The sequence below is a fragment of the Pseudomonas pisciculturae genome (assembly GCF_015461805.1).
Classification (GTDB): domain Bacteria; phylum Pseudomonadota; class Gammaproteobacteria; order Pseudomonadales; family Pseudomonadaceae; genus Aquipseudomonas; species Aquipseudomonas pisciculturae.
The window spans coordinates 661881-678193 of the sequence record NZ_JACVZE010000001.1 but is presented as its reverse complement, the minus strand read 5'-3'; the positions used below and the strand labels follow the sequence as shown (position 1 = coordinate 678193).

13 protein-coding genes are annotated in these 16313 nt (G+C 61.1%); all 13 read left to right on the top strand.

The genetic code is table 11. From position 1 onward, the window contains the following. Positions 1-29 precede the first annotated feature (29 nt). A complete protein-coding gene (locus ICY20_RS03020) occupies positions 30-2411 on the top strand; it encodes a TonB-dependent receptor (protein WP_194937096.1) in 2382 nt (793 codons plus the stop codon). A 25-nt stretch (positions 2412-2436) separates the two neighbouring features. Continuing rightward, positions 2437-3564, top strand: a complete 1128-nt coding sequence (locus ICY20_RS03015; protein WP_194936891.1) for an ABC transporter substrate-binding protein — start codon at positions 2437-2439, stop codon at positions 3562-3564. 131 nt (positions 3565-3695) lie between these two features. Continuing rightward, a complete protein-coding gene (locus tag ICY20_RS03010; protein ID WP_194936890.1) occupies positions 3696-4754 on the top strand; it encodes a FecCD family ABC transporter permease in 1059 nt (352 codons plus the stop codon). Continuing rightward, the gene (locus ICY20_RS03005) at positions 4751-5536 is read left to right on the top strand and encodes an ABC transporter ATP-binding protein (RefSeq protein WP_159962267.1); all 786 of its coding nucleotides are present in this window, start codon (positions 4751-4753) and stop codon (positions 5534-5536) included. The genes ICY20_RS03010 and ICY20_RS03005 overlap by 4 nt, the downstream gene beginning before the upstream one ends. A gap of 93 nt (positions 5537-5629) precedes the next feature. Continuing rightward, complete coding sequence (locus ICY20_RS03000; RefSeq protein WP_159962266.1) at positions 5630-6274, top strand: glutathione S-transferase N-terminal domain-containing protein; 645 nt, start codon at positions 5630-5632, stop codon at positions 6272-6274. Positions 6275-6501: 227 nt separating this feature from the next. Then, on the top strand, positions 6502-8943 hold the full coding sequence (locus ICY20_RS02995; protein WP_194936889.1) for a penicillin acylase family protein: 2442 nt from the start codon (positions 6502-6504) through the stop codon (positions 8941-8943). A gap of 190 nt (positions 8944-9133) precedes the next feature. Beyond that, complete coding sequence (locus ICY20_RS02990; RefSeq protein WP_194936888.1) at positions 9134-10138, top strand: ligase-associated DNA damage response exonuclease; 1005 nt, start codon at positions 9134-9136, stop codon at positions 10136-10138. Then, the gene (locus tag ICY20_RS02985; RefSeq protein WP_194936887.1) at positions 10135-11769 is read left to right on the top strand and encodes an ATP-dependent DNA ligase; all 1635 of its coding nucleotides are present in this window, start codon (positions 10135-10137) and stop codon (positions 11767-11769) included. Before ICY20_RS02990 ends, ICY20_RS02985 begins: the two co-directional genes overlap by 4 nt. A 325-nt stretch (positions 11770-12094) precedes the next feature. Beyond that, entirely contained in the window at positions 12095-12874 is a 780-nt protein-coding gene (locus ICY20_RS02980; RefSeq protein ID WP_159962262.1) for a transporter substrate-binding domain-containing protein, read from the top strand. A gap of 58 nt (positions 12875-12932) precedes the next feature. Further along, the gene (locus ICY20_RS02975) at positions 12933-13661 is read left to right on the top strand and encodes an ABC transporter permease (RefSeq protein ID WP_053137181.1); all 729 of its coding nucleotides are present in this window, start codon (positions 12933-12935) and stop codon (positions 13659-13661) included. Then, the gene (locus ICY20_RS02970; protein WP_101267306.1) at positions 13658-14368 is read left to right on the top strand and encodes an ABC transporter permease; all 711 of its coding nucleotides are present in this window, start codon (positions 13658-13660) and stop codon (positions 14366-14368) included. Before ICY20_RS02975 ends, ICY20_RS02970 begins: the two co-directional genes overlap by 4 nt. Before the next feature lie 9 nt (positions 14369-14377). Continuing rightward, positions 14378-15496 (top strand): succinylglutamate desuccinylase/aspartoacylase family protein, encoded by a 1119-nt coding sequence (locus ICY20_RS02965; protein ID WP_159962261.1) that lies wholly within the window; start codon positions 14378-14380, stop codon positions 15494-15496. A gap of 13 nt (positions 15497-15509) precedes the next feature. Beyond that, on the top strand, positions 15510-16274 hold the full coding sequence (locus tag ICY20_RS02960) for an ABC transporter ATP-binding protein (protein WP_159962260.1): 765 nt from the start codon (positions 15510-15512) through the stop codon (positions 16272-16274). Positions 16275-16313 lie beyond the last annotated feature (39 nt).

Genomic DNA, 16313 nt, shown 5'->3' with positions numbered 1-16313 from the left:
AGACTCGGATGTATCCTATGCCACCGTCCATCACATTGCCCACACCCCGTAGCCATGCGCTGCAAAATACCCTGGCGCCGATGTTCGGCTTGCTGGCCGCCGGCAGCGTAACCCCGGTTGCCTGGGCCGACGCGAGCAGCGCCACCACTAACGATTCCGTGCTGAGCCTGCCGGAAATCAAGGTCGACGGCGAAGCCACTTCCACCTTCAAGGTCGACCGGGTCACCTCGGCAAAAATCAGCCAGCCGCTGTTGGATGCGCCACAAAGCGTGACCATCGTGCCCCAACAAGTGCTCAAGGAACAAAACGCGCAAACCCTGCAGGAAGTGCTGCGCAACGTGCCGGGCATCACCTTTATGTCCGGTGAGGGCAACCTGGGCTGGGGCGATCTGTTTTCGATCCGCGGCTTCTCGTCCGAACAAAGCCTGACCGTGGACGGCGTGCGCGATGCCGGCATGTCCACCCGCACTGACACGTTCAACCTGCAACAGGCCGAAGTGTTCAAGGGCACAGGGTCCATCGAATCCGGGGTTTCCGCCGTGGGTGGCAGCGTCAACCTGGTGAGCAAAGAAGCGCACCTGGGTGACGCCAATCGAGTGTCCGCCGGTATCGGCACCGACGCGTACCGTCGCCTCACCGCCGACCTGAATAAACAGCTGAACGACACCACCGCCGTACGCGTCAATCTGATGAAGCACTACAACCAGGTGTCCGAGCGTGACGACGTGGACTACGACCGCTGGGGCATCGCCACCTCGTTCGGCTTCGGCTTGGGCACCGACACGCGCTTTTTTATCGACACCTTCTACCAGAAAGACACCAACACCCCGGACGGCGGCGTGCCCATCCAGCGCGGCACTCACGGTGACCGCATGCCCGGCGTAAAGCGCTCCAATTGGTACGGTGACTCCAGCCTCTACACGCAAGAGAACGAGACCACCTCGCTGACCGCACGTTTCGAGCACGACTTCGACTGGAACGACGCCAACCTGCGCAACCAGACCCGCTGGGAACGCAGCGACAACTTCGCCGTGCTGTCCCCGGCGCGCTTCTTTGCCGCCAGCGCCAGCGGCGATAAAACTTGCACCGGCGCCCGCTGTGCGACGTTGGGCTACACCGGCGTAGGCCCGATCAGCCAAGTGCCGGGCAGCACGGTAAACGCCTACACCGATTACGTGAACAGCAGTAACACCGCCTACGGCATCCTGCGGGGCAGCGACTTCGGTTTGTCCAAGCGCTACACCATCCTGGATAACCAGACCGACTTCAGCTTCACGTTCAATACCGGCAGCCTGCAACACGCCGTGGTCTCGGGCCTGGAGTTCTACCACGAGACTTACGGCGGCCTGAAACGCAACGCCGAAGTGCCGGACGGCAACATGCTGTTCGACATGAGCAACCCCAGCCATAGCTTCGCCAGCACCTATGTCACCAAAGGCGTCGGCGAGCCACGCTCGGTGATCGACAACGCTGGCATCTACCTGGGCGATACCGTCACCCTCAATGACCAATGGCAAGTGTTGGGCTCGCTGCGTTACGACAACTGGCAGGCCGAAACCCGCCAACGCGGCAAGGCCACTACCCGCAGCAGCGACGGTGCGGTCAGCGGTCGGGTGGGCGCAGTGTTCAAGCCGTTGCCCAACGGCAGCATCTACGTGTCCTACAGCGAAGCGGCACAACCCTCGGCACTCGGCGCGTCCACCAACAACCAGATCTACGGCGCCGCGAGCACCAGCAATTACAGCCCGGCCAAATCCAAGACCTACGAGTTGGGCACCAAGTGGGACATTGCCCACGACATGCTCAATGTCACGGCGGCGATCTTTCGCACCGAGCTGGAAAACTCCTGGGAATATCAGGACGGCGAATCCGCCCCGGTACGTGCGCTGCCGGCCAAGCGTGTAGACGGTATCGAGTTGGGCCTGCAAGGCAATATCACCCCGCGCTGGACCGCCTACAGCGGTTTCTCGGCGCTCAAGAGCGTGCAGACCAAAGGCATCAACAAAGGCGCCGAAGCCAAGAACGTGCCTGACCTGACGGCCAACCTGTGGACCACCTACGCCGTCACCGACGCCCTGAGCCTGAGCTATGGCGAGCAATACGTGGGCCGACGCCGCTACACCGACAACAAGTACGTCGGTGGCTTGAACAACAACAGCAGCTATGCGAGCGGCGCCTCCGGTGTGTACGCGATCTACACCCGCGACCACGAAAAAGCCCCCGGCTACTGGCTGAGCAACGTGGCCGCGCAATACAAGGTGAATAAAGACACGACGGTCAACCTCAACCTCAACAACCTGTTCAACAAGTTCTATTACAGCCAGGTCGGCGCCTCCCTCGACGGCTTCCAGCTTTACGGCATTCCGGGCGCCGGGCGCACCCTCACCGCCAGCGTCGATTATGAATTCTAAATTTCCCGTCTCAGGAGCCCTCGCCATGTGCACACCCCGTCAACTGCTCAAACTCGGCGTGCTGTTTGCCGCGCTGGTCCTTGGCCATACCGAAACCGCTGCGGCCCAGCAAATCACCGATGTGCTGGGCCGCAAGGTCGAAGTCACCGACAACGTAAAGCGCGTTGTCCTCGGTGAAGGCCGGCTGATTTCGGCCTTTGCCTTGCTTGACCGCGATGCGCCGTTCCAACGCATCGTCGGCTGGCAGAACGATATGAAGCTGCTGGACCAGCACACCTATAACGCCTACGTCGCGAAATTCCCGACAGTGAAAGACATCCCCCTGATCGGCCAGGCGTCGGAACAAAGCGTGAGCGCCGAGGAAATCCTCTCGCTTAAACCGGACCTGGCGGTGTTCAGCATTTCCGGCCACGGCCCCACCGAACACAGCCCGGTCGCCGATGTGTTGGCCAAGGCCGGCATTCCGGTGTTGTTCGTCGACTTTCGCATCAACCCGGTGCAAGGCACCCACGCCAGCATGAACGCCCTGGGCCAGGCATTGGGGCGTGAAGATCAGGCCAAGACTTTCTTGGCGTTCTATGACCAACACATCAAGGTCATCACTGAGGCTGTCGCCACCTTGCCCTCTGGCACGCGCCCAAGCGTCTTTCTTGAGCTGCTGGCCGGTGTCTGGCAAGCGCCCGGGCATACCACGGGCAAGAGCGGCATGGGCGAACTGATCACACTGGTCGGCGGGCGCAATATCGCCGCCGGCGTGGTGCCGGGTGCACTGGGGGATATCAGCGTGGAGTACGCGCTCAAGGCCGACCCGGATGTGTACATCGCCACGGGAAACCGCAAGCCGGGGTTGATCCTGGGGGCTGGCGTACCCACCGATGAAGCACGCGAAGCGTTTGACCGGGTGCTGGCACGGCCGGAGTTCGCCAACCTTCGTGCAATCCGCGAAGGCAATGCCCACGGCCTGTGGCATGACTTCTACAACTCGCCGTACAACCTGCTGGCGATTGAAGCGTTGGCCAAGTGGGTGCACCCGCAGGTGTTCGCCAAGCTCGACCCGCAGGCGACCATGGAGCAGATAAACGAGCAGTTTTTGGGGATGCCGTTGCAGGGTGCTTACTGGATTGACAGTAAGCACCCTGTAGAAACGCGGTAAAAACTGTGGGAGCGGGCTTGCTCGCGAATGCGGTGTATCAGTCGATATATCCAGTGACTGACACCCCGCATTCGCGAGCAAGCCCGCTCCCACATTTGGACCTTCATCGTTCTCGAAAATGTGTGAGTTAAATGACCACTCAAACCCTCGACCTCGCCAGCGCCACCCATGGCTACCGTCGCCTGCTGGCGAGGCGCGCCTGGCTGCTGGCGCTGCTCGGCACCGCACTGGTCTGCGCCATCCTGGTGGACCTGGCCAGCGGCCCATCGGGCATGGGTCTCTTGGCCTTGCTCGACGGAATCCTGCACCCCTCCCACCTAAGCCCCACCGACCAGGTGATCATCTGGAACGTACGCCTACCCTACGCGCTGATGGCGGTGCTGGTCGGCTGCGCACTGTCGTTGGCCGGGGCCGAGATGCAGGCGATCTTGAATAACCCGCTGGCCAGCCCCTTCACCTTGGGCGTGTCGTCGGCAGCCGCGTTGGGCGCGTCCCTGGTCATCGTATTTCCGGTGACCACGCTGTACGTGTCGGCCAACACCGCAATCTCCATCTCAGCCTTCATCTTCGCGGCGGCCTCAGTATTTTTGCTGCAAGCCATGTCGCGCCTGCGCGGTGCCGGGGTAGAAAGCCTGGTGCTGTTCGGCATCGCCTTGGTGTTCAGTTGCAATGCGGTGGTGGCCTTGCTGCAACTGGTGGCCACCGAAGATGTGCTGCAACAACTGGTGTTCTGGACCCTGGGCAGTGTCACCCGCGCCAACTGGGACAAACTGGGCATCCTGGCCCTGGTGGTGGCGGTGGTGCTGCCGTTCTCCTTCTGCGCCGCGCCACGTCTGACCCTGTTGCGCATGGGCGAAGATCGCGCCCAAAGCTTCGGCGTGGATGTGAAACGCCTGCGTTTTTTCTCGTTGCTGCGCATCAGCCTGTTGTCAGCCACCGCCGTAGCCTTTGTAGGCACCATCGGATTTATCGGCCTGGTAGGTCCGCATATCGCGCGGATTCTGGTGGGCGAAGACCAACGCTTCCTGCTGCCGGCCAGCGCCTTGACCGGGGCGTTGCTGCTGTCGCTGTCGTCGATTGCCAGCAAGTTGATCATGCCCGGCGTGATCGTACCGGTGGGCATCGTCACCGCGTTGGTGGGCGTGCCGATTTTTGTAGTGCTGGTGTTCAAGCGCGGGAGGCAGTTATGAGCAAAGGGTTGAGCATCCACAACGCCAATGTCAGTTATGGCCGTCGACAGATCGTGCATGACCTGAGTTTGCCCACCCTGCCCCACGGCAGCCTGACCGCCTTGATCGGCCCCAATGGCGCTGGCAAGTCGACCTTGTTACGGGCGGTGGCCGGGCTGGAAAAGATGCAAGGCGCTGTGCGACTGGGTGACCTCGACCTGTCGGCCATGTCCGTGGCCGAACGTGCACGGCGCGTCACCTATATGCCGCAAAACTTGCCGCCGGGGTTGAGCCTCAGTGTGATGGAAAGTGTGATCGCCGCCTTGCGCGTAGCCAATGTGGACGGCATTCCACTGTCCAGCGACGCGTGCCTGCGTGAAGCGTTCGAGGCATTGCAGCGCATCGGCATTGCCCATCTGGCCGATCAACTGTTGAGCACGTTATCCGGTGGCCAGCGCCAACTGGTCAGCCTTGCCCAACTGATCGCGCGCCGCCCCCAAGTGATGTTGCTGGACGAGCCCACCAGCGCCCTCGATCTCAATTACCAATTGAAAGTCATGGACTGCGTGCGCGACCTGGTACGCGAACACAACCTGATCGCCGTGGTAGTGCTGCACGACATCAACCTCGCCGCGCGTTTTGCCGACCGTATCGCCGTGCTGCGCCAAGGCCGCCTGTACGCCAGCGGTACAGCAGATGAGGTGCTCGACCCGCTGCTATTCGCCGAGGTCTATCGCGTACGGGCGCGCATCGAGCACTGCTCCCAGCAGTCGTTGCAGGTGTTGGTGGACGGCGCTGTGTGAATTGCTTCTAAGGGTATGCGCAAATGTTTCATTGAATTTTCTTACACCCAGCATCACCTATACCTACAGGCATTCGCTCAATTGGAGAGCTTCATGATCGACCTGTATTACTGGACAACCCCCAACGGTCACAAAGTATCGCTGTTCCTGGAAGAAGCCGGCCTGCCCTACGAGGTACACCCGATCAACATCGGCCAGGGCGACCAGTTCAAGCCAGACTTCCTGAAGATCGCTCCCAATAACCGCATCCCCGCCATCGTCGATCACAAACCGACCGACGGTGGCGCGCCGATTTCACTGTTTGAATCCGGGGCGATCCTTTTGTACCTCGCGGAAAAAACCGGCCAGTTCATTCCACAAGACCTACGGGGTCGTCAGGAAGCGCTGCAATGGCTGTTCTGGCAAATGGGCGGGTTGGGGCCGATGGCTGGGCAAAACCACCACTTCAGCCAGTTCGCACCGGAGAAGATCCCCTACGCGATCAAGCGCTACGTCGATGAAACCGCCCGCCTGTATGGCGTGCTGGATCGGCGTTTAGCAGATCGCGCATTTGTGGCGGGCGAGGCCTACAGCATTGCCGATATGGCGATCTACCCGTGGATTGTTTCCCACAAGTGGCAGAGCCAGCGGCTGGAAGACTTCCCACATTTGCATCGCTGGTTCAATAGCATCAAGGAGCGGCCGGCGACGGTGCGGGCGTACGAGTTGGTGCAGAAGGTCAACCCGCCGAAGTCCTGATCTCCAGGCAAATGAGATCCAAATGTGGGAGGGGGCTTGCCCCCGATGAGGGTGTGTCAGTTGAAACATCTGTGACTGACACCCTGCGATCGGGAGCAAGCCCCCTCCCACATTGATCTGCACAAGTCTTAAGTTCTCACGTTTATCCAAAAACTCCCGCTTGCGTCGTATCGCCGCGCTCACTAACGTAGCGCCTTTACTGACGCTACCCCCGCAGGAGCTTTGCCATGGCCTCGCCAGCCCTCTCACATTTTCTTCCCCGGTTCGGCGTTGCCGCGGCAGTGGCCAGTGCGTTAAGCCTGGCCGGTTGCCAACTCCAGAGCACCCAGGACACCCTGCCGCCGGTTGCCGGTGTGCAACCGCTCAAAGGCCTGGCACAAAACGTGTTGGTGCGTCGCAATGCCCAGGGCATGCCGTTGATCGAAAGCAACACGTTCCACGACGCGCTGTTCAGCCTCGGCTATGTGCACGCCAGTGACCGCATCACCCAGATGGTCACCCTGCGCCTGCTGGCCCAGGGCCGTCTGGCAGAGATGTCGGGGCCTGAGGTGCTGGATGTCGACCGTTTCATGCGGGCGGTCAACCTGAAAAAAAGCGCCGGCGAGCTGTACAACGCCTCAAGCCCGCGCCTCAAGCGCTTCTTTGAGGTATACGCCCGTGGCGTCAATGCCTACCTGTTCCGCTACCGCGACAAGCTGCCGCCAGACCTGGCCCAGACGGGCTACAAGCCTGAGTACTGGAAGCCAGAAGATTCGGCGCTGCTGTTCTGCCTATTGAATTTCAGCGAGTCGGCCAACCTGCAGGAAGAGATTGCGTCTCTGGTGCTGGCGCAAAAAGTCGGTGTCGACAAACTCGCCTGGCTCACCCCAAGCGCCCCGGATGAAGCGATCCCGCTGGCCGAAGCTGACAAACTCAAAGGCGTGGCCCTGAGCCAGATCACCGGCCTGGCCGGGTTGGATGCGGTCACCCAGCAACTGAGCGGCCTCAATTCCCTGGCGGTTACCACATCGAGCAACTGGGCCATCGGCCCGCAACGCAGCCGCAGCGGCAAAAGCCTGTTGGCAGGCGACCTGGCCGCCCAGCCGCAAGCACCGTCGCCATGGAACTACGTGCAGATTCGTGCGCCGAAATACCAGGCCGTCGGTGCCTCGATTGCCGGTTTGCCAACCCTGCTGTCCGGTTTCAACGGCAAAGTGGCCTGGAGCATGAGCACGGTCAAGGGCGACACCCAGGACCTGTTCCTGGAAAAGGTCAAACGCCAAGGCAGCGCGTTGTACTACGAGAACAACGGCAAATGGCTACCGGCCGGCGTGCGTAACGAAACCTTCTTCGTCAAAGGCCAACGCTCGATTCGCGAAGTGGTGTACGAAACCCGTCACGGCGCCCTGCTCAACAGCAGCCAGGCGCTGACCACCGGCTTGGGCCTGGCCCTGCAAACCGCCGACTTCAAGGACGACAAGAGCCTGGATGCGTTCTTCGACCTGTCCCGCGCACAAAACGTCGCCAAAGCCTCGGACGCCACCCGCGAAATTCGCGCGATCCCGCTGAACATGCTGTTCGCCGACGCCAGCAATATCGGCTGGCAAGTCACCGGTCGCTTCCCCAACCGCCGCGAAGGCGAAGGCCTGCTGCCGTCGCCGGGCTGGGACACGCGCTTTGACTGGGACGGCTACGCCGACGCCATGCTGCACCCCTACGACCAGGACCCGGCCCAAGGCTGGATCGGCACCGCCAACCAGCGCACTGCGCCACGGGGTTACGGCATGCAGTTGTCCAACTCGTGGGATGCACCGGAGCGCAGCGAGCGCCTGGCCCAATTGGCCAATGCTGGCAAACATGACAGCCGCAGCATGATTGCCATGCAGTACGACCAGACCACCACCTTTGCAGCCAAACTCAAGACCATGTTCCAGGCGCCGGGCATGGCCCAGCCGCTGAAACAGGCGATTGATGCGCTGCCAGCGGCCGAGCAGGCCAAGGCACGCGAGGCGTTTAATCGCCTGATGGCCTTCGATGGCCGTCTGGTATCGACCTCGGCCGATGCCGCGCTGTACGAATTGTTCCTGCAAGAAAGCACCAAGCAGATTTTCCTCGACGAACTCGGCCCGGAAAACAGCGCCAGCTGGAAAGCGTTTGTCAGCAACGCCAGCTTGTCCTACGCCGCCCAGGCCGACCACCTGCTGGGCCGTGAAGACAGCCCGTTCTGGGACGATGTGCGCACAGCACAGAAAGAAGACAAACCGACGATCCTGGCCCGCAGCCTGGCCGCCGCGATCACCGCCGGCGACAGCCAACTGGGCGCTGATCACAAGGCCTGGCAGTGGGGCAAGTTGCACACCACCACGTGGAAGAACAGCAATGGCCAAGTGATTCGTGGCCCGCTGGCTTCCGGTGGCGATCACAACACCTTGAACCCGGCGCCGTACAACTGGGGCCAGGATTTCACTACAAGCCAGGTGCCAGCACTGCGCATGATCGTCGACTTCGGCCAGGTAGAACCGATGATGGGCCAAGGCGGCATCGGCCAGTCCGGCAACCCGGCCAGCCCGAACTACGCCAATGGCATCGACCCGTCGCTCAAGGCGCAGTACCTGAGCTTCCCGATACAGCCGCAGAACTTTGAGAAGGTGTATGGCAAGGCTCGGTTGACACTGACCCCCGGTAAGTAACTGCATAAACCGGATCAAAATGTGGGAGCTGGCTTGCCTGCGATGAGGCCCTGTCAGTCACTCTTTCAGTGACTGATACACCGCCATCGCAGGCAAGCCAGCTCCCACATTTGTTCTGCATGCAATCAGATAGAACTTCTCAAGTCTCACTCCCCTCATACCTGATAAGCCCATCGCCCCCGGCACGCCCATGGACCTTGTCATCGCCCGCCCCGAAGGCCTCTACTGCCCCGCCGGCGATTTCTATATCGACCCCTGGCGCCCGGTGGATCGTGCGGTCATCACCCACGCCCATGGCGATCACGCCCGCACCGGCAACCAGCACTACTTGGCCGCCGCCCCCGGCGAAGGCATCCTGCGCTCGCGACTGGGCCAGGACATCAACCTGCAAACCCTGGCCTACGGCGAACGGTTGGTGCATCACGGCGTCACCCTGAGTTTTCATCCCGCCGGGCATGTCCTGGGCTCGGCCCAAGTGCGCCTGGAATATCAAGGCGAGGTCTGGGTGGCCTCCGGCGACTACAAGGTCGAACCCGATGGCACCTGTGCGCCGTTCGAACCGGTGCGCTGCCACACCTTTATCACCGAATCCACCTTCGGCCTGCCGATCTATCGTTGGCAGCCTCAGGCGCAGATCTTTGCCGGGATCAACGATTGGTGGCAGGCCAATATCGCCGCCGGCAAGGCCAGCGTGTTGTTCTGTTATTCCTTCGGCAAGGCACAGCGCATCCTGCATGGCATTGATGCCAGCCTCGGCCCGATCCTCAGCCATGGCGCGGTCGAGCCCTTGAACCGGGTGTACCGCGAAGCTGGCATCTATATCCCCGAAACCCTCTATGCCAGTGACTTCCAAAAAAACGACCCCCTGCTGCGCCAAGCCCTGATCATCGCCCCGCCTTCCGCTGGCGGCAGCAGTTGGATCAAGCGCTTTGGCGACTACAGCGATGCCTTCGCCAGCGGTTGGATGCGCCTGCGTGGCACGCGCCGACGCCGTGGCGTCGACCGTGGCTTTGTGCTGTCGGACCACGCCGACTGGCCCGGCCTGCTGTGGGCCATCGAGCAAACCGGCGCCGAACGAGTCATGGTTACCCACGGTTCTGTGGGGGTGTTGGTGCGCCACCTGCGGGAAAAAGGCTTGGACGCCCAGGGTTTTACTACCGAATACGGCGATGACGAAGAAGAGGCCAGCGTATGAAAGCCTTCGCCGAGCTGTACGCCAACCTCGATGCCACCACCTCCAGCAACGCCAAGCTTGCCGCGTTGCAGGCCTATTTCCGCCAGGCGCCGCCGCAAGATGCCGCGTGGGCGGTGTACTTCCTCTCCGGCGGACGACCTCGGCAACTGGTGCCCACGCGCTTGCTACGGGATATGGCCACCGAAGCGTCCGGTATCGAGCCGTGGTTATTTGAAGAGAGCTATCAGTCGGTAGGTGATCTGGCAGAGACCATTTCCCTGCTGTTGCCGGAATCCCCCTACACCTCGGAAGACGGTCTGGCCGTCTGGCTGGAAGAAAAACTGCTGCCGCTGCGCGGCCTGCCGCCCCTGGAATTGGCCGAGCGCTTGCCTGCGCTGTGGGCACAGCTGGATCAACCGAGCCTGATGGTGTGCATCAAGTTAATCACCGGCAGCTTTCGTGTAGGGGTGTCCAAATTGCTGGTCACCCGCGCCCTCGCCGCCCTGGCCGACCTCGACAGCAAGCGCGTGGCCCAACGACTGGTGGGCTACACGGATTTGTCCAACCGTCCTACGCCTGAGGGTTACCTCAAGCTGATCGCCGCTGAATCGCCGGACGAGCATGCGCAACGGGGCGGGCAGCCGTATCCGTTTTTTCTCGCCCATGGCCTGGCGCAACCTGTGGAGCAGTTCGACACGCTGCTCGGCTCCCCCGCCGACTGGCAGGTGGAGTGGAAGTGGGACGGCATCCGTTCACAACTGGTCAAGCGAGACGGCCGCCTGTGGATCTGGTCCCGAGGCGAAGAACTGGTGACCGAACGCTTCCCCGAACTTCACGGCCTGGTCAGCGGCCTGCCGGATGGCACGGTGATCGACGGCGAAATCGTGGTGTGGAAAAACGCGGTGCAACCCTTTGCCCTGCTGCAACAGAGGATCGGGCGCAAGACGTTGAGCAAGAAAGTCCTCGAAGAAGCGCCGGTGATCGTCCTGGCCTATGACCTGTTGGAGCATCAGGGCGACGATTGGCGCAACCACACCCAAGCCGAACGCCGCACCCAGCTTGAACAGGTGATTGCCCAGTGCAACCAACCGGTGCTGCAACCCTCACCACTGTTGAGCGGCGCTACCTGGGACGATCTGGCCGAACAACGCGAAGCCTCCCGCAGCCTGGGCGTGGAAGGCATGATGCTCAAGGATCGCAAAGGCCTGTATGGCGTGGGCCGCACCAAGGACATGGGCCTGTGGTGGAAGTGGAAGGTCGACCCGTTCAGCGTCGATGCCGTGTTGATCTACGCCCAGCGTGGCCACGGTCGGCGTGCCAGCCTCTATAGCGACTACACCTTTGCCGTGTGGGACGGCCCGCCCGGCAGCGAACGTACGCTGGTGCCGTTCGCCAAGGCTTATTCCGGGCTCACCGACGAAGAAATGCGCAAGGTCGATGGGATTGTGCGCAAGACCACCGTGGAAAAATTCGGCCCGGTGAGCAGCGTGACGCCCAGCATGGTGTTTGAGTTGGGGTTCGAGGGGATTGCCCTGTCCAAGCGGCATAAGAGCGGGATTGCGGTGCGGTTTCCGAGGATGTTGCGCTGGCGGCAGGATAAGCCGGTGGAAGAAGCCGATAGCCTGGCCACACTGCAAGACTTACTGACCTGACACAAAACACCTGTGGGAGGGGGCTTGCCCCCGATTGCAGTGTGTCAGTCAAAATATCTGGTGGCTGACACACCGCCATCGGGGGCAAGCCCCCTCCCACATTTGGATCTTCAACTGAGCTGAAATGGTGCGCTGGATTTTCAGTGCCCACTTTCGGGCATCTCCTACACTCAGCTTTCCTTATTCCCACCTTTTAAAACGATCATTCGGAACTACTTTCGGAACTATGGTGCAGAAATTGCTACCTGTGTTGCGTCTGACACCGTTCAGTAACAGTCCTAAAAACGCGCCACAAGCGCTTATCTTGGTTTCCAGGGATTACATAATGAAAAAAGCATTGCTGACCCTTTCTGCACTGGCTCTGTGCATGGCCGCAGGTTCTGCGCTGGCCAAGGAATACAAGGAATTGCGTTTTGGTGTCGATCCGTCCTACGCGCCGTTTGAATCCAAAGCTGCCGACGGCAGCCTGGTGGGCTTCGATATCGACCTGGGCAATGCCATCTGTGCCGAGCTGAAAGTGAAGTGCAAGTGGGTCGAAAGTGACTTCGACGGCATGATTCCAGGCCTGAAAGCCAACAAGTTCGACGGTGTGATTTCGTCCATGACCGTGACCCCGGTGCGTGAAAAGGCCATCGACTTCTCCAACGAACTGTTCTCCGGCCCGACTTCGCTGGTGTTCAAGAAAGGCGCGGGGTTCTCTACACCTGAGTCGCTCAAGGGTAAATCGGTGGGCTACGAGCAAGGCACCATCCAGGAAGCCTACGCCAAGGCCGTGCTGGATAAAGCCGGTGTGACCACCAAGGCCTACGCCAACCAGGACCAGGTGTACGCCGACCTGACTTCCGGCCGTCTCGACGCCTCGGTGCAGGACATGCTGCAAGCCGAACTGGGCTTTTTGAAGTCGCCAGCCGGCGCCGGCTACGAAGTCAGCGCTGCCATTGACGACCCGTTGCTGCCGTCGAAAACCGCCATCGGTATCAAGCAAGGTAACACTGAGCTGAAGGCGCTCCTGGATAAAGGTATCAAAGCGTTACACGATGATGGCACCTACGCCACCATCCAGAAGAAACACTTTGGCGATCTGAACCTGTACAGCGGCAAGTAATGCCCTGGGCGCCCCTTCGAAGGGAGGGGCGCCTTTTTATCGCCATAGGTCCTGATTTATGTTCGAAGAACTGTTGCAAACCCTCGGGCTGAGCGCGCTCAGCTTGAAGGGTTTCGGCCCGCTGTTGCTGCAAGGCACCTGGATGACCATCAAGTTGTCGGTGCTGTCGTTGGCCGTCAGCGTATTGCTGGGCCTGCTCGGCGCGAGCGCCAAACTGTCCAGCCTGCCCTTCTTGCGCATCCCCGCCCAGCTCTACACCACCCTGATTCGCGGTGTGCCTGACTTGGTGCTGATGCTGCTGATTTTCTACAGCCTGCAAACCTGGCTGACCGGTCTTACCGACTTTATGGAATGGGAATACATCGAGATCGACCCGTTCAGCGCCGGGGTGATCACCCTGGGCTTTATCTACGGTGCGTATTTCACCGAGACCTTTCGCGGCGCGATCCTCGCGGTGCCCCGTGGCCAACTGGAAGCCGCCACGGCCTATGGCCTCAAGCGCGGGCAGCGGTTTCGCTACGTGACCTTCCCGCAGATGATGCGTTTTGCCCTGCCAGGCATCGGCAATAACTGGATGGTGATGCTCAAGGCCACGGCCCTGGTGTCGATCATCGGCCTGGCCGACCTGGTCAAAGCCGCCCAGGATGCGGGCAAGAGCACCTATCAACTGTTTTATTTCCTGGTACTCGCCGCGTTGATCTACCTGTTGATCACCAGCGCGTCGAACTTTGTGTTGCGTCGTCTTGAACGCCGCTACTCCGCAGGCTCACGGGAGGCGGTGCGATGATCGAACTCTTGCAGGAATACTGGCGCCCGTTCCTTTACAGCGACGGCCAGCACATCACCGGCCTGGCCATGACGATGTGGCTGCTCAGCGCCGCGCTGGTCATCGGCTTTCTGGTGTCGATCCCGCTGTCCATTGCCCGTGTATCGCGCAATCGCCTGGTACGCTGGCCGGTGCAGTTCTACACCTACCTGTTTCGGGGCACACCGCTCTATATCCAGCTGCTGATCTGCTACACCGGCATCTACAGCATCGCCGCCGTGCGCGAGCAACCGCTGCTGGATGCGTTCTTTCGCGATGCGATGAACTGCACGATCCTGGCCTTCGCCCTCAACACCTGCGCCTACACCACGGAGATTTTCGCCGGGTCGATCCGCAGCATGGCCCACGGCGAAGTCGAAGCAGCCAAGGCCTACGGCTTGAGCGGCTGGAAGCTATACGCCTACGTGATCATGCCGTCGGCATTGCGCCGCTCGCTGCCCTACTACAGCAACGAAGTGATCCTGATGTTGCACTCGACCACAGTGGCCTTCACCGCAACGATCCCCGACATCCTCAAAGTGGCGCGGGATGCCAACTCGGCCACCTTCATGACCTTTCAATCATTTGGCATCGCTGCGCTGATCTACCTGACCGTGACCTTTGCGTTGGTCGGGCTGTTCCGCCTGGCGGAGCGCCGCTGGCTGGCCTTTCTCGGGCCGAGTCATTAAGGAGTTTGTATGCGTCATCAGGTACATGAACTGATCGCGCCAGTGCCAGGTACGGCGCGGCAGATTCACAGTTTTCACTTCGGCCCCGAACAGGCCGCAGGCAAGATTTACATTCAGTCGTCGCTGCACGCCGATGAGCTGCCGGGCATGCTGGTGGCGTGGCACTTGAAGGTGCGCCTGGCCGAGCTGGCAAAGGCCGGACGCCTGCGCAGCGAGATCGTGCTGGTGCCCATCGCCAACCCGGTAGGGCTGGAACAGGTGTTGATGGATATCCCGCTGGGTCGTTATGAACTGGAGAGCGGGCAGAACTTCAATCGCCTGTTTGTCGACCTCAGTGAAGCGGTGGGCAACCAAGTCGAGGACAGACTCGGCGATGATCCCCAGCGCAACATCAAGCTGATCCGCGACGCCCTCTGCACTGCACTTGCCGCGCAAACCGCCAGTACTCAATTGCAATCCCAACGCCTGGTACTGCAACGCCTGGCCTGCGACGCCGATATGGTACTGGACCTGCATTGCGACTTCGAAGCAGTGGCGCACCTGTACACCACGCCTGAGGCCTGGCCCCGGGTGGAGCCGCTGGCGCGCTACATCGGCTCGGAGGCGAACCTTTTGGCCACCGACTCCGGCGGGCAATCCTTCGATGAGTGTTTCACCCTGGTGTGGTGGCAGTTGCAGCAACGCTTCGGCGAGCGCTTCCCTATCCCCATGGGCAGCTTTTCGGTGACCGTCGAGTTACGCGGTCAGGGCGACGTCAACCATGGCCTGGCCGCCCTCGATTGCCAAGCGATCATCGACTACCTGATTCACTTCGGCGCAATTGCCGGCGACGTGGCACCGCTGCCCGACCTGCCCTACCCGGCCACGCCATTGGCCGGCGTTGAACCGGTGGCCACGCCCGTAGGCGGCCTGCTGGTGTTCAGCGCGCTACCGGGGGAATACCTGGAAGCCGGGCAACTGATCGCCGAAATCATCGACCCCATTACCGACCGCGTAACGCCGGTGCACTGCCAAAAGGCCGGCCTGCTTTACGCCCGTTCGCTGCGCCGCATGGCCACTGCCGGGATGGTCATCGGCCATGTCGCAGGCCTTGATGCCTACCGCAGCGGCTATCTACTTTCGCCTTGAGGATGCACGCCCCATGTACAAACTGACCGTTGAAGGCCTGCATAAAAGCTATGGCGACAATGAGGTGCTCAAAGGTGTCTCGCTCAAGGCCAAGACCGGTGACGTGATCAGCCTGATCGGCGCCAGCGGCTCGGGCAAAAGCACATTTTTGCGTTGCATCAACTTCCTGGAAACCCCCAACGACGGCGCCATGACCCTCGACGGCAAGCCGATCCGCATGGTCAGCGACCACCATGGCATGCGCGTAGCCGACGACGCCGAGTTGCAGCGCCTGCGCACACGGCTGGCGATGGTGTTCCAGCATTTCAACCTGTGGAGCCACATGAGCGTGCTCGAAAACATCACCATGGCCCCACGCCGGGTGCTGGGTTGCAGCAAGAAAGACGCCGAAGACCGTGCCCGTCGCTACCTGGACAAAGTCGGCCTGCCGGCCCGCGTGGCCGATCAATACCCGGCGTTTCTCTCCGGCGGCCAGCAGCAACGGGTGGCCATCGCTCGCGCGTTGGCGATGGAGCCGGAGGTGATGCTATTCGACGAACCCACCTCGGCCCTCGACCCCGAGCTAGTGGGTGAAGTGCTCAAGGTAATTCAGGGCCTGGCCGAGGAAGGCCGCACCATGATCATGGTGACCCACGAGATGAGCTTTGCCCGCAAGGTATCGAGCCAGGTGTTGTTCCTGCACCAAGGCTTGGTAGAGGAGCAAGGCGCGCCGGAGGATGTGCTCGGCAACCCCAAGAGCGAGCGCCTGCAACAGTTCCTCAGTGGCAATTTGAAGTAAACCTTTGCGCTGCCTGAAGGGTCTCTGCAATAGACCCTT